Origin of the sequence: Paraniabella ginsengisoli (assembly GCF_022513635.1) — a bacterium.
Classification (GTDB): domain Bacteria; phylum Bacteroidota; class Bacteroidia; order Chitinophagales; family Chitinophagaceae; genus Niabella; species Niabella ginsengisoli.
On sequence record NZ_JAKWBL010000001.1, the window covers coordinates 1,636,875 to 1,661,644 of the forward strand.

Annotated in this window: 20 protein-coding genes, 4 pseudogenes and 1 CRISPR repeat array; of the genes and pseudogenes, 20 read left to right on the forward strand and 4 right to left on the reverse strand. The window is 38.6% G+C overall.

What is annotated here, in order from left to right; all coding sequences use genetic code 11:
* Positions 1 to 4 precede the first annotated feature (4 nt).
* From MKP09_RS28010 to cas2, 3 genes and pseudogenes are all read left to right on the forward strand, one after another.
* Positions 5 to 298 (forward strand): annotated as a pseudogene (locus tag MKP09_RS28010) (GxxExxY protein); the annotation flags it as partial.
* Entirely contained in the window at positions 237 to 1,298 is a 1,062-nt protein-coding gene (gene cas1b, locus MKP09_RS08990; RefSeq protein WP_240827383.1) for a type I-B CRISPR-associated endonuclease Cas1b, read from the forward strand. The pseudogene MKP09_RS28010 and the gene cas1b, both read left to right, overlap by 62 nt.
* A 1-nt stretch (position 1,299) precedes the next feature.
* Positions 1,300 to 1,563, forward strand: coding sequence for a CRISPR-associated endonuclease Cas2 (cas2, locus tag MKP09_RS08995; RefSeq protein ID WP_262915171.1), 264 nt, complete (start codon positions 1,300 to 1,302; stop codon positions 1,561 to 1,563).
* A 206-nt stretch (positions 1,564 to 1,769) separates the two neighbouring features.
* A CRISPR array of direct repeats spans positions 1,770 to 5,403; the repeat unit is 30 nt; unit sequence CTGTTAATCGTACCAAGGTGGAATTGAAAT.
* A gap of 113 nt (positions 5,404 to 5,516) precedes the next feature.
* Here cas2 and MKP09_RS09000 read toward each other — a convergent pair.
* On the reverse strand, positions 5,517 to 6,038 hold the full coding sequence (locus tag MKP09_RS09000; protein WP_240827385.1) for a HigA family addiction module antitoxin: 522 nt from the start codon (positions 6,036 to 6,038) through the stop codon (positions 5,517 to 5,519).
* Positions 6,039 to 6,379: 341 nt separating this feature from the next.
* On the reverse strand, positions 6,380 to 7,096 hold the full coding sequence (locus tag MKP09_RS09005; protein WP_240827386.1) for an AraC family transcriptional regulator: 717 nt from the start codon (positions 7,094 to 7,096) through the stop codon (positions 6,380 to 6,382).
* A 647-nt stretch (positions 7,097 to 7,743) separates the two neighbouring features.
* Here MKP09_RS09005 and MKP09_RS09010 point away from each other — a divergent pair.
* The 15 genes from MKP09_RS09010 to MKP09_RS09070 all read left to right on the forward strand — a co-directional run bounded on the left by MKP09_RS09010 (position 7,744) and on the right by MKP09_RS09070 (position 22,208).
* Entirely contained in the window at positions 7,744 to 8,892 is a 1,149-nt protein-coding gene (locus tag MKP09_RS09010) for a glycoside hydrolase N-terminal domain-containing protein (RefSeq protein WP_240827387.1), read from the forward strand.
* A gap of 17 nt (positions 8,893 to 8,909) precedes the next feature.
* A complete protein-coding gene (locus MKP09_RS09015; protein ID WP_240827388.1) occupies positions 8,910 to 10,109 on the forward strand; it encodes a glycosyl hydrolase family 95 catalytic domain-containing protein in 1,200 nt (399 codons plus the stop codon).
* A gap of 22 nt (positions 10,110 to 10,131) precedes the next feature.
* Positions 10,132 to 11,271, forward strand: a complete 1,140-nt coding sequence (locus tag MKP09_RS09020; RefSeq protein ID WP_240827389.1) for a CaiB/BaiF CoA transferase family protein — start codon at positions 10,132 to 10,134, stop codon at positions 11,269 to 11,271.
* Between the two features lie 5 nt (positions 11,272 to 11,276).
* Complete coding sequence (locus tag MKP09_RS09025; RefSeq protein WP_240827390.1) at positions 11,277 to 12,272, forward strand: CaiB/BaiF CoA transferase family protein; 996 nt, start codon at positions 11,277 to 11,279, stop codon at positions 12,270 to 12,272.
* A 10-nt stretch (positions 12,273 to 12,282) separates the two neighbouring features.
* Entirely contained in the window at positions 12,283 to 12,429 is a 147-nt protein-coding gene (locus MKP09_RS09030; RefSeq protein ID WP_240827391.1) for a CoA transferase, read from the forward strand.
* Between the two features lie 127 nt (positions 12,430 to 12,556).
* Positions 12,557 to 13,060: a MaoC family dehydratase gene (locus MKP09_RS09035; RefSeq protein WP_240827392.1), complete on the forward strand. Its 504-nt coding sequence runs from the start codon at positions 12,557 to 12,559 to the stop codon at positions 13,058 to 13,060.
* 367 nt (positions 13,061 to 13,427) lie between these two features.
* On the forward strand, positions 13,428 to 13,550 hold the full coding sequence (locus MKP09_RS25735; protein WP_262915172.1) for a hypothetical protein: 123 nt from the start codon (positions 13,428 to 13,430) through the stop codon (positions 13,548 to 13,550).
* Positions 13,547 to 14,713 carry a TonB-dependent receptor plug domain-containing protein gene (locus MKP09_RS09040; RefSeq protein ID WP_240827393.1) on the forward strand — a complete coding sequence of 389 codons (1,167 nt, stop codon included), beginning with the start codon at positions 13,547 to 13,549 and terminating at the stop codon, positions 14,711 to 14,713. Before MKP09_RS25735 ends, MKP09_RS09040 begins: the two co-directional genes overlap by 4 nt.
* The gene (locus MKP09_RS09045) at positions 14,689 to 14,949 is read left to right on the forward strand and encodes a hypothetical protein (RefSeq protein ID WP_240827394.1); all 261 of its coding nucleotides are present in this window, start codon (positions 14,689 to 14,691) and stop codon (positions 14,947 to 14,949) included. Before MKP09_RS09040 ends, MKP09_RS09045 begins: the two co-directional genes overlap by 25 nt.
* Positions 14,950 to 15,089: 140 nt before the next feature.
* Positions 15,090 to 15,239 carry a hypothetical protein gene (locus tag MKP09_RS27315; protein WP_317235202.1) on the forward strand — a complete coding sequence of 50 codons (150 nt, stop codon included), beginning with the start codon at positions 15,090 to 15,092 and terminating at the stop codon, positions 15,237 to 15,239.
* Positions 15,230 to 16,420 (forward strand): TonB-dependent receptor domain-containing protein, encoded by a 1,191-nt coding sequence (locus MKP09_RS09050; RefSeq protein WP_317235280.1) that lies wholly within the window; start codon positions 15,230 to 15,232, stop codon positions 16,418 to 16,420. Before MKP09_RS27315 ends, MKP09_RS09050 begins: the two co-directional genes overlap by 10 nt.
* Positions 16,421 to 16,601: 181 nt before the next feature.
* Positions 16,602 to 18,170: a RagB/SusD family nutrient uptake outer membrane protein gene (locus MKP09_RS09055; RefSeq protein WP_240827395.1), complete on the forward strand. Its 1,569-nt coding sequence runs from the start codon at positions 16,602 to 16,604 to the stop codon at positions 18,168 to 18,170.
* 130 nt (positions 18,171 to 18,300) lie between these two features.
* A complete protein-coding gene (locus tag MKP09_RS09060) occupies positions 18,301 to 19,941 on the forward strand; it encodes a DUF5703 domain-containing protein (RefSeq protein ID WP_240827396.1) in 1,641 nt (546 codons plus the stop codon).
* Positions 19,938 to 20,711 (forward strand): hypothetical protein, encoded by a 774-nt coding sequence (locus MKP09_RS09065; RefSeq protein WP_240827397.1) that lies wholly within the window; start codon positions 19,938 to 19,940, stop codon positions 20,709 to 20,711. Before MKP09_RS09060 ends, MKP09_RS09065 begins: the two co-directional genes overlap by 4 nt.
* 21 nt (positions 20,712 to 20,732) lie before the next feature.
* Positions 20,733 to 22,208: an alpha-L-fucosidase gene (locus MKP09_RS09070; RefSeq protein ID WP_240827398.1), complete on the forward strand. Its 1,476-nt coding sequence runs from the start codon at positions 20,733 to 20,735 to the stop codon at positions 22,206 to 22,208.
* 141 nt (positions 22,209 to 22,349) lie between these two features.
* On the opposite strand, the gene MKP09_RS09075 is transcribed toward MKP09_RS09070, so the two are convergent.
* Complete coding sequence (locus tag MKP09_RS09075) at positions 22,350 to 22,589, reverse strand: DUF6922 domain-containing protein (RefSeq protein ID WP_240827399.1); 240 nt, start codon at positions 22,587 to 22,589, stop codon at positions 22,350 to 22,352.
* A 792-nt stretch (positions 22,590 to 23,381) separates the two neighbouring features.
* On the opposite strand from MKP09_RS09075, the pseudogene MKP09_RS25750 reads away from it, so the two are divergent.
* A pseudogene (locus MKP09_RS25750) lies at positions 23,382 to 23,830 on the forward strand (FAD:protein FMN transferase).
* 31 nt (positions 23,831 to 23,861) lie between these two features.
* Positions 23,862 to 24,239 (forward strand): annotated as a pseudogene (locus MKP09_RS25755) (FAD:protein FMN transferase); the annotation flags it as partial.
* On the opposite strand, the pseudogene MKP09_RS09090 reads toward MKP09_RS25755, so the two are convergent.
* Positions 24,240 to 24,712: pseudogene (locus MKP09_RS09090) on the reverse strand (23S rRNA (pseudouridine(1915)-N(3))-methyltransferase RlmH).
* Positions 24,713 to 24,770: the final 58 nt, after the last annotated feature.

Below are 24,770 nucleotides of genomic sequence, written 5' to 3' on the forward strand. Positions count from 1 at the left end.
TTTTGAACGAGAATTTGAAATACCCATTTATTATGATAGCATTCACATTGGCACACGTCGAGTTGATTTTCTGGTTTCCGGCATTATCTGTGTCGAATTAAAAGAGATTATAAAACTTGAAGATGTACACCTGGCACAGGCGATGAATTATTTGGAAGCATACAATTTAGAAATTGGTTTACTCATCAATTTTGGGTCAAAAAGTTTAGAATACAAAAGATTAACTAACAAAAAGCATGCGGATTATAGCAAATCTGAAAAATCCATTCATCCTAAAAATCCCGGATCAGACACATGAAAAAACCTACTACCTCTTCAATTCCGGCCGCATGAGTCGAAAAGACAATACGCTAAAATTCACTCCGGTGGATGAAGGCGGAAAGGAAGGTCAGCCCAAGTATATTCCGGTAGAAGGTGTAAGTGATTTGTATTGTTTTGGTGCTTTGGATGCAAATAGCGCATTGTATAATTTTTTGGGCAAAGAGCAGATTGCCGTACATTTTTTCGATTATTACGAGCATTATACCGGCAGCTTTATGCCCAAAGAATATTTGTTGGCCGGCAAGATGCAGATCGAGCAAACGAAACACTATTACAGCAAGGCCAAGCGCATCATAATTGCCCAGAAGTTTGTAGAAGGAGCCGCATTCAACATACTCAAAAACCTGAAATACTATCAATCACGAGGAAAAGATTTAGAAGGAATTATAGAAACAATTGAGCGGTACAGCACCTCCATTTTCACCACTACGGATATTGATATGTTAATGGGTATTGAAGGAAATATTCGTCAAACATATTACGAGGCTTTTGATGTTATTTTAAACGATTTTGCAATGAATGGACGCAGCAAACAACCACCCAAAAATGAGGTGAATGCTTTGGTTTCCTTTGGCAATATGATGTGTTATACTTTGTGTTTGGGTCAAATTTATCATACACAATTAAATCCTACAATTAGTTTTCTACATGAGCCAGGATACCGGAGATACTCGCTAGCATTAGATTTGGCTGAGATCTTCAAACCCATTTTAGTAGACAGGGTGATTTTTAAAGTATTAAACAAAAGAGAAATCCATGCAAAAGATTTTGACGTGCAGGTAAACAGCGTAGTGCTGAAAGACGCCGCCCGCAAGGTTTTTGTGCGATCTTTTGAAGAAAGACTGAACGAAACCATAAAGCACCGTTCGTTAAACCGAAGCGTTAGCTACAAGCATCTTGTAAAGCTGGAGTGCTATAAGCTAACGAAACATTTGCTAAATATGGAAGAATATAAACCTTTTAAAGCCTGGTGGTAATATGTATGTAATATTGGTATATGATATCGGTGAAAAACGCGTAGGTAAAATGCTTAAATTATCTAGACAATATTTGAATTGGATACAGAATAGTGTATTTGAAGGAGAAATAACTGAAGTGAAGCTGAAGGAATTGAAACAGCGAGCAAAAAATATGATGGAACCGGAAGAAGACAGCCTGATTATTTTTAAAAGCCGTGACGTTAAATGGCTGGAAAAAGAAACTGTTGGGAAAGAGAAAAATGAATTAGATACATTTTTATAGTTGTCGAAGCGTACAGATCTTTATCACTAAAGCTCTTTGACATATTGGAGAAAACTAAAAACCTTAATGATATGATGTTTCATAGAGTTGTCGATATTCGCTATAATATATATTACCGGATATCGACAACTTTTATTGACCAAAACGGTATATTTTTGAAAATATAAAGCTTTGAGTATAAGCTTTTTTAGTCGTCGATGCGGCGGCTGTTAATCGTACCAAGGTGGAATTGAAATTCGAATATGTGAAAGCTCAGCCTTAAGTTTCCTGCTGTTAATCGTACCAAGGTGGAATTGAAATTCAAGTGGCGTCAATTCAACATCGCCAATCGTTGCTGTTAATCGTACCAAGGTGGAATTGAAATGATATAATATATGTTGGTAGCACCAAATCTACTAAACTGTTAATCGTACCAAGGTGGAATTGAAATTTGAAAGCTAAAAACAAACAGCTTCTCACAGAAATAACTGTTAATCGTACCAAGGTGGAATTGAAATTGCATAGAAATTTTTATATTCAGAAAAAGGAGAAAACTGTTAATCGTACCAAGGTGGAATTGAAATGTAAATGACTTCTATCGAGCTAATACTGGCTGGCCGCTGTTAATCGTACCAAGGTGGAATTGAAATGGCTTAGTTTCTTTCATTCAGAAAAGAGCAATGACTCTGTTAATCGTACCAAGGTGGAATTGAAATTTTTTTCGCTACTTCCTCTGAAGCATGAATACTAACTGTTAATCGTACCAAGGTGGAATTGAAATAACAAGGAATCTGTGAATAAATAAGAATATCAATATGGCTGTTAATCGTACCAAGGTGGAATTGAAATAAATAGTTGAGGCAAACGTAATAAGAGGCGGCCCACTGTTAATCGTACCAAGGTGGAATTGAAATTTGTTTTCGCCTGCCATATTATTATTTTTTATAGAACTGTTAATCGTACCAAGGTGGAATTGAAATGACATTGCACCTTGAGGGTTGCCGCCAGTAGGTCCAGCTGTTAATCGTACCAAGGTGGAATTGAAATTAGTATACGATTTGGACAGAAGAAGTAATGAATAGTCTGTTAATCGTACCAAGGTGGAATTGAAATGTTGCAGCGTAAAAACAATAATAAAATCAAATAAACTGTTAATCGTACCAAGGTGGAATTGAAATATAATTCACGCAATCATTTCCATGAGAGCCATCCCTGTTAATCGTACCAAGGTGGAATTGAAATATTGATGCCACTTCACATTCCGCATCTGCAAATTTTTCTGTTAATCGTACCAAGGTGGAATTGAAATAGTATGTAATATTGAATTGCATGTTATACGATTTTACTGTTAATCGTACCAAGGTGGAATTGAAATAAGAAAAGTATAACTCAAAAGGAATTGGATAAAGAACTGTTAATCGTACCAAGGTGGAATTGAAATTTGCTTCAAAAACAGAGAGGTATCAGAGTACGTTCTGTTAATCGTACCAAGGTGGAATTGAAATGCAAAAACTATAAAAATAGAACTGCTTAACCCTTCACCTGTTAATCGTACCAAGGTGGAATTGAAATAATAATCTAACATTAAAAAAACACCTTTAAAATTTCTGTTAATCGTACCAAGGTGGAATTGAAATCCGGAAGCAGGCATAAAAAATAAAATGGAAACAACTGTTAATCGTACCAAGGTGGAATTGAAATAAGGAAAGACTCATACATTGTCTCCCCTACTATCCCTGTTAATCGTACCAAGGTGGAATTGAAATTGGCGAGCATACGTAGATGAGAAGTTTGTCAAGAATCCTGTTAATCGTACCAAGGTGGAATTGAAATAAGTTTGCGAATATGGCCCTGCGACCACCTTTCACTGTTAATCGTACCAAGGTGGAATTGAAATAAGTAATATTTAAAACAGGAGGACAAGAAATATCGCTGTTAATCGTACCAAGGTGGAATTGAAATTAATTAATCACATCGTGATTTGAAAGCAATTCACTCTGTTAATCGTACCAAGGTGGAATTGAAATATCAATGAGCCTTCTGATTATATCAAGCTGCAAAGGCTGTTAATCGTACCAAGGTGGAATTGAAATTTGCGTGTTGCATCTTTTCGTTGCTCCTTCCATGTCTGTTAATCGTACCAAGGTGGAATTGAAATTAAATAGTTACATTATGCTCCTCACAAATCCTTTCTGTTAATCGTACCAAGGTGGAATTGAAATACGCAATGTCTAAGGATTTAGAAGATTTAGATATCTGTTAATCGTACCAAGGTGGAATTGAAATGGAAGGAAATATATAAATCATAAAAACGGAATCAAACTGTTAATCGTACCAAGGTGGAATTGAAATCAGCTGCAAAAGTGTAGAGTTTATAGCACTACACACTTCTGTTAATCGTACCAAGGTGGAATTGAAATATAGATCGGGTTCGTTGTTATTTGCCATTGGCAACACTGTTAATCGTACCAAGGTGGAATTGAAATTGCCTAAATTCTGCACGTTCTTTTTTGCCGAGTCCACCTGTTAATCGTACCAAGGTGGAATTGAAATTATGTTATGAGAATTATGGGAGACCACAGCTTTGCTGTTAATCGTACCAAGGTGGAATTGAAATAGGCTACTGTTAAGTTTGTCGGTTTCAGCTGCTGTCTGTTAATCGTACCAAGGTGGAATTGAAATAAGATCATGATAGTTTTTCCGTATGTAGACCGGTAACTGTTAATCGTACCAAGGTGGAATTGAAATTTGGCGACAGCGCCTGGATCTTGCTTTACTTTTTGCTGTTAATCGTACCAAGGTGGAATTGAAATTGATGACGCAGTTCCGCTATAAGAAGGCAATCCTACTGTTAATCGTACCAAGGTGGAATTGAAATTTAAAAGAAGAAATAGAACGTGTTAATACCGTAACTGTTAATCGTACCAAGGTGGAATTGAAATGATGAGGGCGGCGGTAAGAATATAGAAGGCATGGTGGCTGTTAATCGTACCAAGGTGGAATTGAAATTCCCATGTAATTGGTAACTACCAACCTTTCACTTACTCTGTTAATCGTACCAAGGTGGAATTGAAATTTTATTATTCTTGCCTCTTTTATTTGTTCGTACCAGCTGTTAATCGTACCAAGGTGGAATTGAAATCTTTGACGGCGGGGGCTTTTTAATCCCCAAATCCTTCTGTTAATCGTACCAAGGTGGAATTGAAATCTCGTATAGCTTCTATGGCTGTTTCTAATGCTAAAACTGTTAATCGTACCAAGGTGGAATTGAAATTTACGGGACTAACATTCTTTACATATCCTACCGGATCTGTTAATCGTACCAAGGTGGAATTGAAATTTGACTGTAACATTGGGATTCGCGCTGAATACATCTCTGTTAATCGTACCAAGGTGGAATTGAAATTCCTAATATGGCGATAATAGATAGTAAGAATGTTACTGTTAATCGTACCAAGGTGGAATTGAAATTCGGTTACTTATAGTGCTATGATGGCGTTGTGGGACTGTTAATCGTACCAAGGTGGAATTGAAATATTGGAAGTTGTTGTAGTTATGGGGTTAAAAAAGGCTGTTAATCGTACCAAGGTGGAATTGAAATTCTTGATCTGGAATGACAGGCAACAAGAACGGTTCGCTGTTAATCGTACCAAGGTGGAATTGAAATGCGTTTTATTTCAAGTATATTATTGAGGTCTTTTTCTTTTAATCGTACCAAGGTGGAATTGAAATTCGATAAAAAAACGGATGCTATTAATGATCGCATCTGTTAATTGTACCAAGGTGGAATTAAAATTTGGTTTCTGATGAATGGACATCTATTTTTTAGATCTGTTAATCGTACCAAGGTGGAATTGAAATCCGGCGGCAGCCCTGCCGCCCACCATCCGTAATGGTTCGAGCGATCTTAAAATCATAGCTTATTAAGTATTTCCCAAAGTAATTGGGATACCGTATCTTGAAACAGTGTCATATCAGGCAAACTCCGCTATCAGGCGATATTTTTGAGCATTTACTTTAAAGGATGGCAGGAAGGACGATTTAATGGAACGTATTTCTTTTGCCACTATATCTTTACCATAAAAAGAAATCATTGTTTCAATCTCCTTTTTGTTTCCGCGCTCTAATATTCTTTTAATGATTGCTCGCTTGTTTTTCCCCCAGTCAAGCTTATGAAAATCTGTATCCCAAAACAAAACTTTTCTAAATTGTGTTAAATCAGGGGTTATTTTTTTCATTTCGTCCGCAACGCTCTTTACTTCATAACCAGCCTGAAGCATCATAAAATAATCGTCAGCGATATTAAACTGTTTTGCCAGCTTTATGGATAAGGAAGGTGTGATCCCTCTTCTTTCGTTCAAAATAGCACTGATAGTCTGCTTGTGTTCGTCTATCTTCTCCGCCAGTTCGGTACCACCTATACCCAGATTCTTTAACTCTCTTTTTAGTAAAGCTCCTGGATGAACACCTCTTATTTTTGATATTTCGGGCAACATGAATTTAGTTTAATTAAAGATACAAATAGTTGCAGAAGTAAACAAATATGTTTACTAAAGAATGGAACTCCTCTCAAACGTCTTTTACACATTATCACGATTGTCGAAGAAAAAACTCCCTTTTCAATGTGTTAAAAAGCGATGGGAATAGACCGAAGCGCGTCTTTTAACCCATGTTTGGCAATATCCGTTTACGTCAAATTTATTTCAGAGAGCTTGCAGAAAACGTCTTAAAATTTTCACCAAGCTTAGATGACTCCCAAGTTACAATCTTTACCAAAAAAGTATAAAGTTAATGCTCTCTTGGTTCGGGAAATGCAATACTCAAGCCGAATTTAATGTTATAAGATTTCGATATTCTTTCGGGCTTTTTTTACGATAAGTTTAAAAAATTTAAAGAAATTAGTGGGATTATTATAGCCGCATTCGTAGCAAATTTCTTTAATTGGTAGATGCTCATTCTGTAACAGTTTTTTAGCATGGCCTATGCGAATCTCATTTAGAAAATAAGTAAAAGTTTTTTGAGTTTTTTGCTTGAAATACCTGCAAAATGAAGTTTCTGTCATATTACAAATGGCGGCCACTTCTTCCAGCATGATTTCGCCTGAAAAATTCTTTAACAAATACTGATACACGGCATTAAATCTTTCAATATCGCTACCGTTATTGACGGATCGGTAACCAACATTGGCGAGGGGCTTGTAATCATTCGAAGAAGACATGAGGTGAATAATGTGTAAAAAAGTTCCCACTTGTGCCAGTCCGGTTTGTAAAGAAATTTCCCGCAGCTTCTTAATAATTTCCTCCTTCGTTTTTCCATAAAACCTGATCCCCCTTTCTGCCTTTTGCATTAGGTTATTATACAAAGACAGGATTTCTACATCTTCACAAATCGCATGGATTAGTTCGCTGGGAAAATATAATCCCATAGCTTTAGTAAAGAGTTTTTTATCTTTTTGGTAGTATGCTGTGTCGCTTTTCCACAAATGCGGCAATTCAGGACTTGTAAGTAAAAGCTCATTTTCGATGAAATTACCTACATAATCGCCAATAATCAAAGTTCCATTACCTTTTTCGATCCAGGTAATTTCGCATAATTTGTGAAAATGAAAAGGATGATTAAAGTGTGGCGCAACGACCTTCTTTATCCATATTTTTTCTGACCCAATATAGGCGCATCAACAATTAATTCAGGTTTCATGGGCAATAGACAATTTGTAAATGGTGAAAGTAAAACAGCTTTTTTATGATTTGTTTCGTTCAGCAATTTTTTTAACACAGTTGATCCCGCAAACTAATCTTTGAGCGGCGGATAAGCGCTAAAGTTATTCTGCAGATTTCCTCGGAAAGTTTATCGGCGCAAATCTGCGATGTTTTCAATCAGCACAAATCAGCGAGAATATAGCCTAAGTTACAATAAAGATCAATGACAAAATAGTTTATAAGATGAACAAAAAACGTAACTATATTATTTTGTTTCTAAGTTAGTTTTGCTTGACGTACTAGCGATTCAACTTTACTTAGTCTTCAGTCAAATAAAAGCCGGACACGAATGCGAACCACCAGGCGAATGCCACCAAAATTGGTTAAAATAAGATTAGTTTTTCTGATAATGGCAACTGCTATATCGACGGTAGTATGTTGCCAAACTGCGAACCATGCAAATCAAAAATTCTCATCTTTTGCGCAGGCAAAGAAACATACTTTGCTTTATAATAAACCTGCGGTTAATTTTTTTGAAGGCGCTTTGCTGGGAAACGGCGGAATGGGCGTTGTAGTTACCACGCGCCCTGATGGCGTTATGCTTTACTTTGGGCATAATAATGTCTGGGATATTCGTATTGCGGAAGACAACAAAGAAGAAATCGGAACATTCGATTATGTATTTGATAGAGTAAGCAAGATTCCTGATACCTGCAAGCTACTTACCGACGACCCTTGGTATGCAAAATATAGCACTATGGCCGCCGAAAACTACAGAAAGCCTTATCCACGCCCATTTCCATGCGGTTCGGTATTGCTTGGATTTGACGTAAAAGAGGCAGAGCTATTAGGCCATTCACTTGATATTTCAAGTGGATTATGCGAAGTGTATTTGCTAGACAGTAAGAAAAGAAAAATCACATTACAGTTGTTTACCGATATGAAAGATGACAGGTTGTGGATGCAGCTTGTAGATGTTAATGGAAACAAAGTTCCCAATCTTTTTAAAAGAATTCGGATAATGCCAGATCCTTCCACACCTAAAGAATTTCCGAAATATACCATAACCGAGAATCTGGAAGAGGGCGTGTTGTCGTTCAAACAAGTACTTCCTTATCAGGAGTCCGATGAATATGATGCAGCCAAAGGACATCCGAAAGGTAAGGCTTTTCGTTTAACTGCAACGACGAATCAAACCATGTCAAAAACAATAAGAGTTAATTGGGACGGAAATGAGCAGCAAATGAGTTTGCTGGAAGCAGCATTAAGTAGCGAAGACGGCTTTGTTGCATGTATTTCGCTGGAAGAGGGATTAAATACAAAAGTGTCAGCCGAACCGGTTATTTCCGAAGCTTCGACTGGTGGTTTTAATGCGTCTCGCACTACTTCAAACAATGTATGGAAATCGTATTGGGCGAAATCTGGTATAAAGTTGGCCGATGCTGAACTGGAACAAATCTGGTATCGCAACTTGTATTTTTTCAATTGTGCAGCCAAAGATAGCGCCGTTACTCCGGGTTTGTTTGCTAACTGGAGCTATGACAAAATCGGCACCGCCTGGCATGGTGATTACCACATGAACTATAACACGCAACAACCATTTTGGATGACTTTTTCCAGTAATCATCTTGAAAAAATCTTCCTTATGTAAATCTGATTGAACGATTAATGGATGTAAGTAGAATATGGGCAAAAGATTATTACAAATTACCGGGTGCTTATTTTCCACACTCGGCTTATCCGGTTGATATGACCATGAATCCATATCCTGTACCGCATTGGGGATGGGAAGTATGCGAAACACCCTGGGCTGTTCAGGGATTGTGGTGGCATTATCTTTATTCAGCCGATACAACTTTTTTAAGAAATCGAGCCTATACACCGATTAAAGAAGCAGTTCAGTTTTTAGCTGCATATATGAAACGGCCCGAGGCTCACGGAGGCGAACGATGGAAAGATAACAAGTACCATATATTCCCTACAATACCGCCCGAGCTGTATGCACTTCGTCCGGGATTTAAATACAATTATGATTGTAATATAGACCTGACACTTACCAAATTTATTTTTAAAGCATTTAATGAAATGGTGGGCATTTTGAATACCCAAAAAACGGACGCCTCATTATTAAAAGATGTGAAAGATATATTAGCGCATTTTCCTGATTATCCAACTGCGCCATCAGAAAAATATGGGAAGGTATTGGTCTCTGTACCCGGCGAGCACGACAAAGTAGTGTACAATGTTCCTATCGCTCTAGCTACCGTTTTCCCAGGAGAAGATCACGGGCTACATTCAAACAACGCAACAATGGAGTTGCTAAAAAACACCTATCACAACCAGCAAAACGAAGGCGGAAACGATCTTGTCTTTATCAATTTGCAGGCAGCAAGGCTTGGGTTGCTGGATATTGAAAGATTCAAGCGGCATGTGAACTATTCTCTTTTACCTAATGGTACAGCCACAGATATGGTAATGCAAGTGCATGGCCGTTATAGCGACAATACTAAGTATGACTATATGGGCGCAATGGGCATTTGGTTCGAAAATTTTGCATTGCCGGTTGTCATCAACGAATGCTTAATGCAGAGTTACAATGGAGCCATTCGTCTCTTTCCAAACTGGAACAAAACGGATGCCCAATTTTTTAACTTGCGTGCAGCAGGAGCTTTTTTAGTAAGCGCTACTTTACAAAAAAGCATGGTAAATAATGTAACCATAACAAGCGAAAAAGGAGGCCGGTTGCGAATCTTTTCTCCGTGGGGAAAGAAGGGAAATATAAAGAGGACAAACTCATCTGAAAAAATAAAGGATGACTTAATTGAAATCGACACACGAGCCGGAGAAACCATTGTATTGCAACCCTGATTAGTTTAAAGTAAACATACCAATGAAGCTGCCATTAGAAGGAGTGCTCGTACTCGAATTTGCTCAATACCTTTCCGGTCCCTGTGCTGGTTTGCGTTTAGCTGATTTGGGTGCCAGAGTGATTAAAATTGAACATCCTGAAAAAGGAGAAGCAGGTCGCAAGCTTTCGATCAAAAATCTTTGGCTTGATGATAGCTCTTTATTATTTAATACCATCAACCGAAACAAAGAGAGCTTTGCGGCAGATATGAATAATGCGGAGGATATGGAAACACTACGCAGGTTGATAGCGCGTGCGCATGTGTTGATCCACAATTTTCGTCCGGGAGTAATGGAGAAAAGAATGTTGGATTATGAATCAGTAAAAGCCATCAATCCTTCTATTGTTTATACGCAAATATCAGGTTATGGTAGCAAGGGTCCCTGGGCCAAGAAGCCTGGACAGGATCTTTTGGTTCAGGCACTTTCGGGGCTGGCTTTTACAACCGGTAGCTATGAAGATAACCCAACACCGCTGGGTTTGGGCATAGGCGATTATTTATGTGGCAACCAGGCAGTACAGTTCATTCTAGCGGCGCTTATACGTTCCCGAAAAAATGGCAAAGGCACATTACTAGAATTAAGCCTGTTGGAGTCACTCATTGATTTGCAGTTCGAGTTTTTTACAACCTATTTTGCCAGCGGAAAAATGCCTGAACGTGCGCATCATCATAATGCACATTCCTTGCTTAGTGCGCCTTATGGCATTTATAAAACTTCCGATGGGTTTATCGCTATTGCCATGATGTCTTTGCAACAGCTTAATAAAATGATGGAAAGTCAGGTATTAACTCAATTTTCTGAAGGCGATGTTTTTTCTAAAAGAGATGAAATAAAAGTAGTAATAGCCGATCTATTGCTACATCATCCTAATGATTTCTGGATACAAAAAGCTCAAATTTTCGATTTGTGGATCATGCCAGTGCTGAACTGGAAGCAGATGAAAACATCAAAAGGTTATCAGGTGTTGGAAATGGAACAAGAGATAGCGTCATCAAAAGGCGGAAAGAAAATAACAACAACGCGTTGCCCCATCCGTATCAATAATAAAAAGTTATATGCTGGCAAAGCGGCTCCTGCCTTAAATGAGCATACACAACAAATTAAACAAAGTCTGTTATAGTTCGCATGAATAGATTATTGGAAGACATATTAGTATTAGACTTTAGTCAGTTTCTTTCCGGACCCAGTGCCGGATTAAGGCTTGCCGATATGGGAGCACGGGTTATTAAAATAGAAAAAGAAGGAACGGGAGATATTTGTCGCCAACTGTATGTTTCGGATGTGAAGCTTGAAGATGGTGAGTCAACTATTTTTCATGCTATCAACAGGAATAAAGAAAGTTATTGTGTTGATGTAAAAGATGAAGCTTCTTTAGCAAAAATAAAAAAGCTGATAACCAAAGCTGATGTTATGTTACATAATTTCCGACCCGGTGTAATGAAACGATTGGGGCTGGATTATGAAACGGTAAAAGAGTTAAACCCGAGTATCGTATATGGTGAAATAAGTGGCTACGGCGAGGAAGGCGAATGGAAAGCCCTTCCCGGTCAGGATTTATTAGTGCAAGCGGTATCGGGCCTTACGTATCTCTCTGGCAGTCTACATCATCAGCCCATGCCTATGGGTGTGGCGGTGGCAGATATTCTTGCAGGAACACATCTTGTGCAAGGTGCGTTGGCTGCAATACTTAGCAGGCTTAATACTGGCGAAGGTAGCTTGGTACAGGTTAGTATGTTTGAAAGCCTGCTCGATTTTCAGTTTGAAGTGCTTACCTGTTTTTTAAATGATGGAAATGAAATGCCGGTTCGCAATGCTGTAAATGGTGCGCATGCCTACATCGCAGCACCTTACGGAATATATAAAACGGCGGATGGTTTTATCGCAATAGCAATGGCGCCGATACCAGTGCTGGCAAAATTATTGAACGAAGCAGCTTTATCAAATTATAATGATCCGAATGACTGGTTTAATAAACGTGACGAGATTAAGGAATTGCTAAGTAAAATTTTTTTAATAAAACTACGCAGTATTGGTTGTGTATTATGGAGCCTGTCGATATTTGGTGTGCCGATGTTTATGACTACGATAAATTGCTTGCAAGCGAAGGATATAAAGTACTGAATGCCGAACAATGGGTAGTGTCAAATGGAAAAAAATCAGAACCACACGTTGCCCGGTACGTGTAGATACGGCGCTGCTTACATCGGAAAGAGGCGCACCACAATTGGGCGAACACAATGAAACAATAGAGGAAGAATTTGGATTGAATATTAGATAGTATTTCAGGATGAAAGTTTCATATATAAATAGCAGATTCGCACTAAAAATTCTGTGTTAATTTGTCGCTTCTTTGAGAAATATAAAGCAACGTAATTCGTAATTCAAAACTCGTAAATCAAAATAAGATGAATCCCAATAACGACCCATCAAAACATGTTGATATTCCTATTTGGAATGCAGAAGACTGGTATTATGAAGATATTGTTGTGGGCACGCGTATTCGTTCCATACGCAGAACGATAAGTGAAGGCGAAAGCATGGCATTTAATAATTTGGTGCTTGATATGCATCCTTATGTGGCCGACGAAATATTTGCAAAGGAAGAAGGGCTTTTTGGGAAACGATTAGTGGCTGGCGCTTTTGTATTTAGCGCAGGGCTGGGGCTTGTAGCAACCAATTGTGTAAATGCCTTTAGCTATGGCTACGACAAATTGCGATTTATAAAACCTGTTTTTATAAACGATACCATTTACACTATTAAAACAGATATGGACAAACAACCTAAATATAAAGAGCTTGGCTTGTACAGAGCCAGCTATGAAATATTTAAAAATGATGGAGAACTGGTATTGTATTGCGAACACATACAAACAGTGAAGTATCGAAAGCCGGAAGGTTTTGTCAAATAAAAGAATTCTGCAAAATAAATAATTACTTTCTTTTCTATTAAAAGTATCAAAAATGAAAAGAGGATAAAAAAGTTTAATAACTTGAACATATCGGCAACTAAGCCTATGTAGATTTTAAAGAAATTTGAATCGTTAAACGATTGGTTTCGATAGTTGAAAGAATACATTTTAAATTAACTGACTTTTATTTTTAAGTAAGAAAAAGATAATCCAAGCGCCGGTGTTATTTATAAGGATTTATAATTAAGTCCCTGTGGATGCTTTGTGCCTATTTTAAGGGCTTTGCTCTCTTTGCTAAAGAACCATTCTAGATTTTATTTTTCTAAACCTTTAAACAAATGCACATGAAATTTTTTTGTGTACTGTAATGCTGATTGTCTTTTTTGCATTAGCGAGCAATGCTCAAACACTTACTATTACCGGACAGGTAACGGATGTTGAAGGAAAGCCATTATCCGGGGTTAGCGTGGAAGCGCCGGTACTCTTGTGAAAGCAGTCGCCAACGATGAAGGCCGCTATTCGATTGATGTTCCTTCCGCTCAAACCGTACTCAACTTTAGCTTTGTGGGCTTCACTACTCAGGAGGTTACTATCAATGGAAGAGAAACGATTGATGTACAGCTTGAGCGTTCTGCACAATCTTTAGACGATGTTGTAGTGATCGGATATGGAACTGCAAAAAAATCAGATTTGACAGGAGCCGTTGCAAGGGTGGATATGCAACAGTTTTCAAAGTTGGCTAATGTTAGTGCAATACAATCGTTACGTGGTGTTACGCCAGGGCTAAATGTGGGAGCTACAACCCGGCCGGGACAAAATCCCGATATTGGTATTCGCGGAACGAACTCCTTATCCGGCGCTGACGCGCAACCGCTAATAGTAGTTGATGGTAGTATTTATCGTGGCAGCTTAACCGATCTCAACCCGACGGATATAGCATCTATTGACATTTTGAAAGACGCTAGTTCAGCTGCTATTTATGGTTCTCAGGCCTCTAACGGAGTCATGCTGATTACTACCAAAAAAGGTGGTATCGGTTCAGTAAAACCTACAGTTAATTATACTGGTAGTTATACAATTCAGCGGCCAACAAGCCTATTAGTTCCTATGGAAAGCGATGAGTATACCGAGTTTTTCAAAGATGTTACATGGAGGTTTAGCAGAATGGGTCCGGACTCCTTACAAGCTAATCCGAATTACAATATTACTCAGCATTTTAAATCAGAAGATATTGTAAGAGGTTTCAACGAGGGTCAAAACAATGACTGGTGGGGAGGGCTTACGCGCACTGCCTCTAATCAAAATCATAGTATAAGCATTAGAGGTAAAAGCAATGATTTGAATTATTTTATTTCAGGTGGCTATACGGGTGTAAAGGGATTTGTTATCAATGACGATTATAAACGATACAACTATAGAATTAATGCTGATGCCAAAATTAATAATTGGCTGAACCTGGGCATTGAGTCTTTCTTCACATCGAGCGACTACTCGGGAGCTTCTCCAAGTGTAAACAATGCTTTTCTGTTACAACCATTTGCTCCGATATATACACCAGAGGGGATCTTCAAATTGTTGCGGGAGGAGGCCCTAATCTTAATCCCTATTTGGATTTACAAATTGATAACTTGGAAAAAACCACAAACCTGGTAGGTAATATACACGCTGACGTAAAATTACCAATTAAAGGATTGAGCTATCGAGCGAATTTTTACCAGAACTACCGTGTTAGCAGGGATGCTCAATACAATCCAAATGCAGCCAGTTTTACAGGCGTCGCATCTAAGAATGAGGGTCTCGCTTATGATTGGGCATTTGATAATATTGTTACTTACAAAAAAACTTTAATAACGTACATGATATTAACGCCACTTTCGTTTATGGGGTAGAGAAACGTACTGGTTCAAGCACCAATGCTTCTGCACAGAAATTTACCAATGGCACGTTAGGATATAACTTTCTTGGTGCGGGAGATCCGACACTTAATACGCTTAGCTCGGCCGCTTACAAGGAAACTAGTTTATACACGATGGGAAGGTTGCTTTATGGTTTTAAGGATCGTTACTTGTTAACAGCTACTATCAGAAGAGATGGGTTTTCCGGATTTGGAGAAAATAAAAAAATTGGAATTTTTCCTACCGTAGCTGTTGGTTGGGTAGCTAGTAAAGAATCTTTTTAAAAGACAATGTCGAATGGCTCGACTTTCTTAAGCTTCGTGCCTCATATGGCAGCACAGGTAACCGGGGAGTAAGTAGGTATCAAACCTTGGCAAAGTTGCTTTCGACTCCTAGTTATGTATTTGGAGAAGGAGGGTCTACTACACTTGGTCAATACATTTCTACAATGGCCAATTATAATTTGGGATGGGAAACAACTACTGGCGTGAATGTAGGTCTGGATTTTACGGTTTTAAATTCCTTTTTATCGGGTACTATTGAATATTACGAAAATAATACAGATGGTATAATATATAATATAGAATTACCCAGGCTTACAGGTTTTGGGTCAGTTGCTACCAATATAGGTAAAGTCCATAATAAAGGTATTGAGACAACGTTAACTGCCAGATGGATCAGATCGGGAAATTTTCAGTGGGAAACTACAGTGAACTATGCCAGGAATCGCGATAAAATTGTGTCTATTCTTGGCCCTGATAAAAATGGTGTAGAGAAAGATTTTATTGCCAACGGATTGTTCATAGGACAGCCACCAGGAGTGGTTTACAATTATGAGATAATTGGGATGTGGCAACTGGAGGATAAAAAATCTGGAGTAATTCCCAATGGCTTTCTTCCCGGAACTGAAAAAATTTCAGACCTAAATGGTGATGGGAAATATGACGCTACAAACGACAGGAAAATACTGGGCTATACAGCTCCGGCTTATCGTATTAGTGTTGCAAACCGCCTTAATTATAAAAACCTGGGATTGTATGTAATGGTCAATTCTATCCAGGGTGGAAAAAATTATTATATGGGCGATGATAGTCCCTATTCTTCTGGAGCATGGTCTTTAGAAGAGCAGCTTAAATATTCCAATGTACCTAAAGGGGCCTGGGATTATTGGATGCCTGAAAATCCTAATGCAAGATATCGCAGGCTTGATGCCCCTTCGGCGCTTAATCCAAGACTTTACTCTCAGCGAAATTTTATTAGGCTTCAAGATGTATCGCTTTCTTATGCTTTTGACAAGCAGTTGTCCAGCAAGCTTCACTTAGACGGGCTAAGCGTTTTTGCTACCGGTAAAAATCTAGTTACTATAACCAAATGGCGAGGGTGGGATCCGGAAACGGGTCAAGGCTTTGCTCCCAGTATCCCCTTTATGCGCGAATATTCCTTTGGAGTTAATATTGAACTTTAAAATCATTGTAAGGAAACGTTATATAAATTTTATAAGCAGAATGGAAGCGTCGCGCGTTCCGTCTGGCCTAACAAAATTAAAAAAATAAACAGATGAAAAAAATACAGTATCTGCTAGTTATAATAGCTGTGAATACTTTTTACCTGCCTGTAACAAAGACTCATGGTTAAAGGAAGCGCCATTGGACTTCTACGCGCCAGAGAATTCTTATACAAAACCTTCAGATTTTAATGCGGCAATTGCACGTATATATCAGAATACCGGCAGCATGCTCAATTTAGGAAATGATGCAACCTTAGCACTGGAATATCCTTCGGATGTTTCGTTGGATAATCATGGAATTGCGCATGAACTGAATTCTTATACCAATAGTTTAATTCCCGAAAATAACCGGGTACTACAATTCTGGACCAATGCTTACCGCATCATTTTTGACTGCAATACCGTGATAGATAGAATTGACAATCCGGAAATTATTTTTCCTACGGATAAGGACAGAGCTATGGTGAAAGCAGAAGCTTCTTTCTTGAGAGGATATGCTTACAGACTGCTTGGCATACTATATGGCGGTGTTCCACTTGTTCTAAATGAAGTGGCTGTGCCCAAACGAGACTTTGTCAGAGCGTCAATTGGGGATGTTTGGAAACAAGTTATTGCCGATTATACATTTGCTGCTCAAAACTTACCCGATCAACTGGAGCTTAAGGAAGATGGGCACCTTACCAAAGGCGCAGCTCAGCATGCGCTTGCTGAGGCTTATATTATAACGAAAGAATGGGATAAGGCAATTGCAGCGGCCAGCGCAGTAATTAATAATCCGGCATACGGTTTAATGACAGAGCGCTTCGGAACCTGGAAGGATAAGCCAGGGGATGTGTATAGCGATTTGTTCAGAAGAGGAAATGTAAATTACAAAGGAAAGGTCGGCATTAACAAAGAGGCTATCTGGGTAGATCAGTATGAGTATTTAGTACCAGGGGGCGGTCATGCCAACAGCTTAGTGGCATTTTTAGGCCCTTTGTATTGGGGTCTGGTTGGCAACGACGGCAAAAATCTGTTTATAGGCCCAACTACTCAAATGGGCGGCCGTGGAACGGGCTGGTTAATACCAACTGAGTATGTAATCGATGAAATATGGAATGACCCTAATGATATGCGCAACTCTGCATATAACATTATTCGTGATGTAAAGGCTGATAATCCACAATCGGCTTATTATGGTCAATATATTGTAGCAAGCGGATCGTTTACGAGCTTTCAAAATTTATTAAATAGATGGTGGCACCCTATCTATACCAAAACAACACCCATTAACGATTTTCCAGTAGAAGTTATTTCAAATCCAGCTACCGGGCTGACTTTTAATACCGCGAATCAGACATTTAATGATAGTTATTATTTCAGGCTTGCCGAAACTTACCTGCTTCGTGCAGAAGCCTATTTAGGAGACGGCCAGGCAGGACTTGCCGCTGCCGATATCAATAAATTAAGAGAACGTGCCCATGCAACGCCGATAGCTGCAAGCCAGGTAACTATTAATTTTTTATTAGATGAGCGTGCACGTGAACTTTGTTTTGAAGAGAAAAGGGTACTTACATTAATGAGATTAGGTTTGCAAAAAGAACGGGTCGATAAATACAATGTGATGAGTACCGGAAATATTTTGGATCGAAATAAAGTATGGCCTATCCCACAAAGCGAAATTGAAAAGAATACAGAAGCTGTACTTGAACAAAATCCTGACTATTGAATGGGTGTAATGAAACGAACTTTATTCTATTAACATTTATAACTATTATGGAAGAAGAAAAAATAATCAATATAGCAGGCGAAAGTTTATTAATTCGGTAGCGAAAGGTGCTGCTGCTACAACTGTTGCCATGTCGGGTTTAGAGGGTTTTGCTTTGGCAAATCCTCTAAACCCTGCTGGTAGTCTGCATACTGAAAGAATTTTATCGGAGCTGGACTTTTATAATATTAAATGGAATGTGCCTGGAAAGAACAGCGCCGATTCAATGCCGCTTGGTGGACATGATACCGGAGTAAATGTATGGGTTGAAAACGGCGATTTGTTATTGTACGTACAAAAAAGTGGAAGCTTTGATGAAAACGGCGAGTATCTTAAGCTGGGAAGGATCAGGCTTCAAATGTCTCCCAATCCTTTTGTTGATTATACTTCTTTCCGGCAGGAGCTAAAGCTATCCGAAGGTTTTATTGAAATTGAAGCAGGTCGACATAAATTAAAAGCACTAATTCGCTTATGGGTGGATGTGAAAACCGCAGTGGTTCATGTTGAAATATCGGCTAACGAGAATGTTAATATAATTGCGGCTTACGAGAGCTGGAGATATGATGATAAGGAGTTGTCTGAAGTTAATGGCAAAGAGCGGTTTGGTTGTTTTGAACTGGAAGGCTATCCCGGAAAAGTGATCAAACGAAAAGACACCATATCACACACATCAGACGGCGTTCTGTTTTATCATAGAAATGGGGATAAATTAATTCCGGAATTACTGATAAAGCAACAGGGGCTTGAAGCATCGAAAGATGAAATTGTCGATGATCTGAAAGACCGGACTTTTGGCGGTATGTTAACAGGAATAAATTTCGTTCCAGCCGGAACAACTCAAGGCCAGTACCTGTCAACCCCCTACCACGCCTGGAAAATTAAAAGCAAACAAGCTGCGAAAAAACATAAGGTATTAATTGCCGGTCACATCAAACAGCCTGAAACTTTAACCGACTGGAAATCGGGCTTGGAAGCGCTGGTAAAAAAATCATTAACTGATAAGGAATCTCTTTCGGTTAGCCGTCTTTGGTGGAAGCAGTTTTGGCAGCGCAGCCATATCTTTATTTTCCCGGGTAAGCCCGATCCCTCAAATCCGGTTTGGCAAATGTCTAGAAATTACCAGCTTTTTAGATATCAACTTGGCTGCAATGTCGCGGGCGAATATCCTTCAAAATTCAATGGAGGTAATCTTACATTCGATCCTGGACTAACTCAAAAGAATTATGATTATGATCCGGATTGGCGCGCCTGGGGAGGAGATGTGTTTACTGCACAAAACCAACGCCTGCTTTATTGGCCAATGCTAAAGGCCGGAGACTTTGATGCAATTACTGCACAATTTGAATTATATAGAAAAGCTTTACCTGGAGCAACAGCAAGAGTTAAAACGCATTTTGGACACAAAGGTGCTGTGTATAGCGAATATATTGGCGTTCCCGGATTTGCTTTAGGCTCTGGTTGGGGCTGGGATAACTCGAAAGCGCGAAGCCGGGGAAAAGAAGTTCCTTTTGGATCTAATGAAGTGAATGGGTTGGCGGGCTATGCAAAAACTGTAGAGAAGGGTACAATGGCTAACCCTTCAATAGCCTACCATTGGGAGTCTCAGCTGGAGCATGCTTATATGATATTGGAATATCATCGGTTTAGCGGTGCCGACATTTCGAAATACATGCCATTTATTAAAGCGGCGCTTATCTTTTTGATGAACACTACAGATTGCGACAGAAAATGAGAAATGGTAGGGAACTAGATGAAAAAGGTAAATTGGTGATTTATCCATCTACATCCTGTGAGTCCTATCGAGGTGCAACAAACCCTAGTGATGTATTGGCCGGTCTTAAAGCCTGTTTGCAAAGATTGATCATCCTTGATGAAAAATACATTACGTCTGAAGAGAAGAAATATTTCGCAGCCTTTCTTTCGGTGGTTCCAAATTATCCGTTTGCTGAAAAAGATGGCCAAAACATTATTAAGCCTGCTGAAAAATGGTTGGTCGAAGCGAACCAGGAATTGCCTCAATTTTATCCTTTGTTCCCTTTTAATCAGTTTAAAATTGGAGATATTGAAATGGCTTCATTTAAAAATGCTTACACCCAGGCTCCTGCCTTTCGAAAAGGAACTATAATCAGTTGGCATCAGGACGGAATTTTCTTTGCCCGTATGGGAATGAAACATGAAGCCGCAAATTATAACACGAAAAAATTAAAAGATAGCGAAAGGCGATTTCCTACTTTTTGGGGGCCGGGCCATGATTGGACGCCTGATCATAACTGGGGCGGCTCCGGAATGATAGGATTACAGGAAATGCTATTGCAGACTGTCGGAGATAAAATTGCTGTGCTGCCTGCCTGGCCGCCAGATTGGGATGTCTCTTTTAAACTGTCTGCGCCGCATAGTACTATTGTAGAAGTTGAGTACATAAAAGGAAAGTTTAGGATGCTGAAAATTACGCCTGTAGCACGTCAAAAAGATATCATTTTGCCTGAACGTATAGCCCCTTAACCCACTACATAGTAAAAAAATATGAAAATAGGACGAATATTATTTTGCTTTTTATTGGCGGCGCTGGTTGCAAAAACAGGAAGTTCACAGTCCTGTATTTCAACTGAACAATTAAAGCAGGCCGAGAGAGGGTATGGCATGTTTATCCATTTTGGAATAAATACATTTAATGAAACTGAATGGAGTAACGGTAAACTGCCTGTAGCTTCCTACAATCCCGATCAATTGGATCCAGACCAATGGGTAAGAACAGCAAAGGAAGCGGGGTTTAAATATGTAATACTAGTAAGCAAACATCATGACGGATTCTGCTTGTGGAATAGTAAATATACAGACTATGATGTAGCCGCAGCACCCATAAAAACAGATGTGGTAGCTGGTGTTTCTAAAGCCTGTAAAAAGTATGGATTGGCGTTCGGAATCTATTACTCACTGTGGGATTGTCGAGAGTCCACATATAACGACAAAGATTCTTGGAAGTATGTAAATTATATAAAAAACCAGCTTACGGAGCTGCTGACGCAATACGGCAGCATCTGTGAACTTTGGTTTGATGGCGGTTGGGCTAAACCGGAAGCTGATTGGCACTTGCCAGAAATATATGCTCATATTAAAAAGATTCAGCCCAACTGCCAAGTGACTACCAATCATACCATACAGCCACCCGGTCAGCCGCATGGTATTCGGCATCCCAAAGACATGCAACATGGCGATATTATCCGATTTTTCCCAAGTGATTTTCGTACAAAAGATCCCAATCTGGCCCGCTGGGACGATCCCAAAGTTTTCCGGAAAAATGACAAGGACTATTATATGCTTTTCGAGCATACGCTATGTTTATCTGAGCGGTGGAACTGGTTTCAAAAGAAAGCAGTAATCCCTGCTCGTTCGGTTGACGAATTGGAAGAGCTGTTTTATTGGTGTACTGCAAATAATAATATAATGATCCTGAACGTTCCACCGGACCAACACGGCCAGATACGCGAACATGAACGTCTTCGGATCCTGGAGCTAGCGGACCGGTTGGGCATCCGTAATGGTGGAAAGCCATTGCCTGCTGGATATGAGAATCTTGCTTTTAACACGTCGATTGCAGCAAGCAGTACTGCAAATGAAGACAAATTCAGCGCGGATAAAGCAAACGATTACAGCCTTGAGACATGGTGGATCGCTGGCGACAGTGTGGCCGAATTAGAGATGCAATTGCCGGAGCATCTGCCATTTAACCGGCTTTCTATTTTTGAATATTCTGAAAATAAGGCGTTGAGCGACGGGTTTTCAACAATAAGGACATATCATATAAAAGAATATGAGATAGAAATTTTTAATAAAAATAAATGGGAAACAATCTATGTCGGTGATCAGGTCGGTGCCTGCAAGATTATTCAGCTACCAGAATACAAGACAGCTTCAGCTATTAAACTCAAAATTACAAAAGCGCAAGGAAAGCCGGGAATCTGCTTATTTGCAGTTAGCAATACTCAATCAAAAAAATGAGAATGGTGACGAAGTAATCAGTCTTATTGATTTACATCCGACAAACAAGAATTTCGGAAGCGGCGCATTCTCTAACACTATAGAAGGCCGGATTTCATTAAGAACAAGTCCATAAAACAGTATTATTTACTTCTAATGATTTTAAAAAAGGGTTCTTTTGATTTTTGATTGCCTGTTTTTTTGCCAGTCAAGCTTATAGATATCGGTGTCCCAAAACAGCACTTTTCTGAACCAGGCTAAATCCGGAGTCGCTTTCTCTAACTTGTCCGACACTTTCTTTACTTCATAACCCTGGAGTATCATAAAGTAATCGTTAGCCGTATTAAACTGTTTTGCCAGCTTTATAGATAGATAAGGGGTGATGCCTCTTCTTTCATTCAAAATGGCACTGATAGTCTATCTGTGTTCATCAATCTTTCAGCTAATTCTGTACCACCCATCCCAAGAGCTTTCAATTCTCTTTTTAAAAGAGCACCAGGATGAATGCTACAGTAGTAAACAAATACGTTTACTTTTATTGCCCTTGATGGATAAGGTATTTACAAAATTGACTTTCAATTTTCAATGCTATTTATTAATTTTATTGAGTAAAAGCGGAACGCTATTTTACAATTGAACAATTCGTTGAATACCGAAAGGTCAGTCTTATAACTAATTGATATATAATTTATTAAGGATAAGGGCGCAATCCCGCCCTCACCGCCAAAAGAGATTTCCCAAACTTTTCAAAGTTTCTAAAAAGTATTAAAATCCTGTAATTATCAATGAGTTACAGGATTTTTTATTTTTAAGGATCTGCCAAATTTTTAAAAAGTGCACAAAATAATTGTGGTAGAATTATGGCACTTTTAACCATTGATGGGATTACCAGGGAAACTTCCACGAAACGAAAATGGACTGCAAATCGGTAAGGTTAACGTTAAGTTATAATAAAGACAAGTAAAAATGGCCATTTTTGTTTACGCTAATATCGTAACTGATTTTCTCATTGTACATGATAATTTTGAATATTACTAATTTGATTTTTTAATGGGACGATTTTTTTATATACTTTTTCTTACAAGCTGCTATTTTTTTCTTTCATCAGCTAGGGTTAATATTAATAAAGAATGGATTATTACAGGTCATGCGCAAGGAACTACTTATCGCATCATTTATGTTGCGCCAGCGAAGATGATTCAGCAAAAAGATATTGATCATTTGCTTAATCGATTGGACAGTTCCATTTCAATATACAAACCCTATTCAACTATTAGTTCGTTTAACAAAAGCGAAAAGGGTGTTCCCATCGACCAGCACTTTCGTGCTGTTGTAAAAAAGTCCTTTGAAATATATAAAAATACACAGGGATTGTCAGATATATCCGTGAAGCCTTTAATTGATGCCTGGGGATTTGGGGTTCATAAATCGAATAATATTCCTGATGAAAAAGTATTAAGCAAATACTTGATCGTGTTGGACAGAACAAGTTATTGCTGAAGGGCGATTCGTTAATAAAATCGAATCCTTTAACGCAGATAGATGTTAATGGAATAGGGCAAGGTTATGCAGTTGATTTGATTGCAGATTTAATGGAAAAAAAGAGATCGCAAACTATCTTGTGGAGCTGGGTGGTGAACTAAGGATTAAAGGTGAAAAAGTAGTGGAAAACGTTTTAAAGTAGGAATCGGTGCGGTTACCAATGATGAAACCATGCAGGTAATTGTTTCTCCTGACGACGGCGCTGTTACTACTTCTGGTAATTATATTAACTATCGGATGAAGGGCAATAAAAAAATATCTCATATAATTAATCCACAAAACGGAAAGCCAATCGACAATGAAATGATCAGTGTTACTGTATGGGCTAAAGATGCCATAACTGCAGATGGATATGATAATGGTTTTTTAGCAATGGGATTAAAAGAAACCTTGAAGTTTCTTAAAAATAAAAAGAATATAGGAGCATATATAATTTATAAAAAACCAGACGGGACGGTTGCAGACACCTCAAGTAGATACTTTTGGAAACACGTTAAAAAATCGAACTAATTATTGGTGATGATATTTTTCATTTTTTAGAATGGTACAAGCTCTGTAAACTTGCTCGGCAAGTATAAGGCGAACCAATTGATGCGGAAATACAAGTTTTGACAAACTCCATTGTAAATTAGATCTTTTCAGAACGGCTTCATGAATACCGAAAGCGCCGCCGATCAAAAAACAATTCTTTTTGCAGATATATTAGCGCAGTGCTGAATTTGCTGCGATAAACCTTCCGATGTGAGTTGTGTACCACGCTCATCAAGCGCAATTAAAAAATCTTCTTTCAGAAGCTTTGAAAGTATTACTTCGCCTTCATTTTTCTTAATATCATCTATACTCATTTTGGCCGCATTCTTGACGGGAGCAATAATTTCCCATTCAAGTTTAAAATAATTGTTGATTCTTTTAGAAAAATCTTCAATACCAGCCTTGACATAAGTTTCATGAACTTTGCCAATTGACCAAAATGCAATCTTCATTAGAAATAATTTATTGCACAAATTAACGAAGCTGAATTGGATTAATATAAGGTCGAAT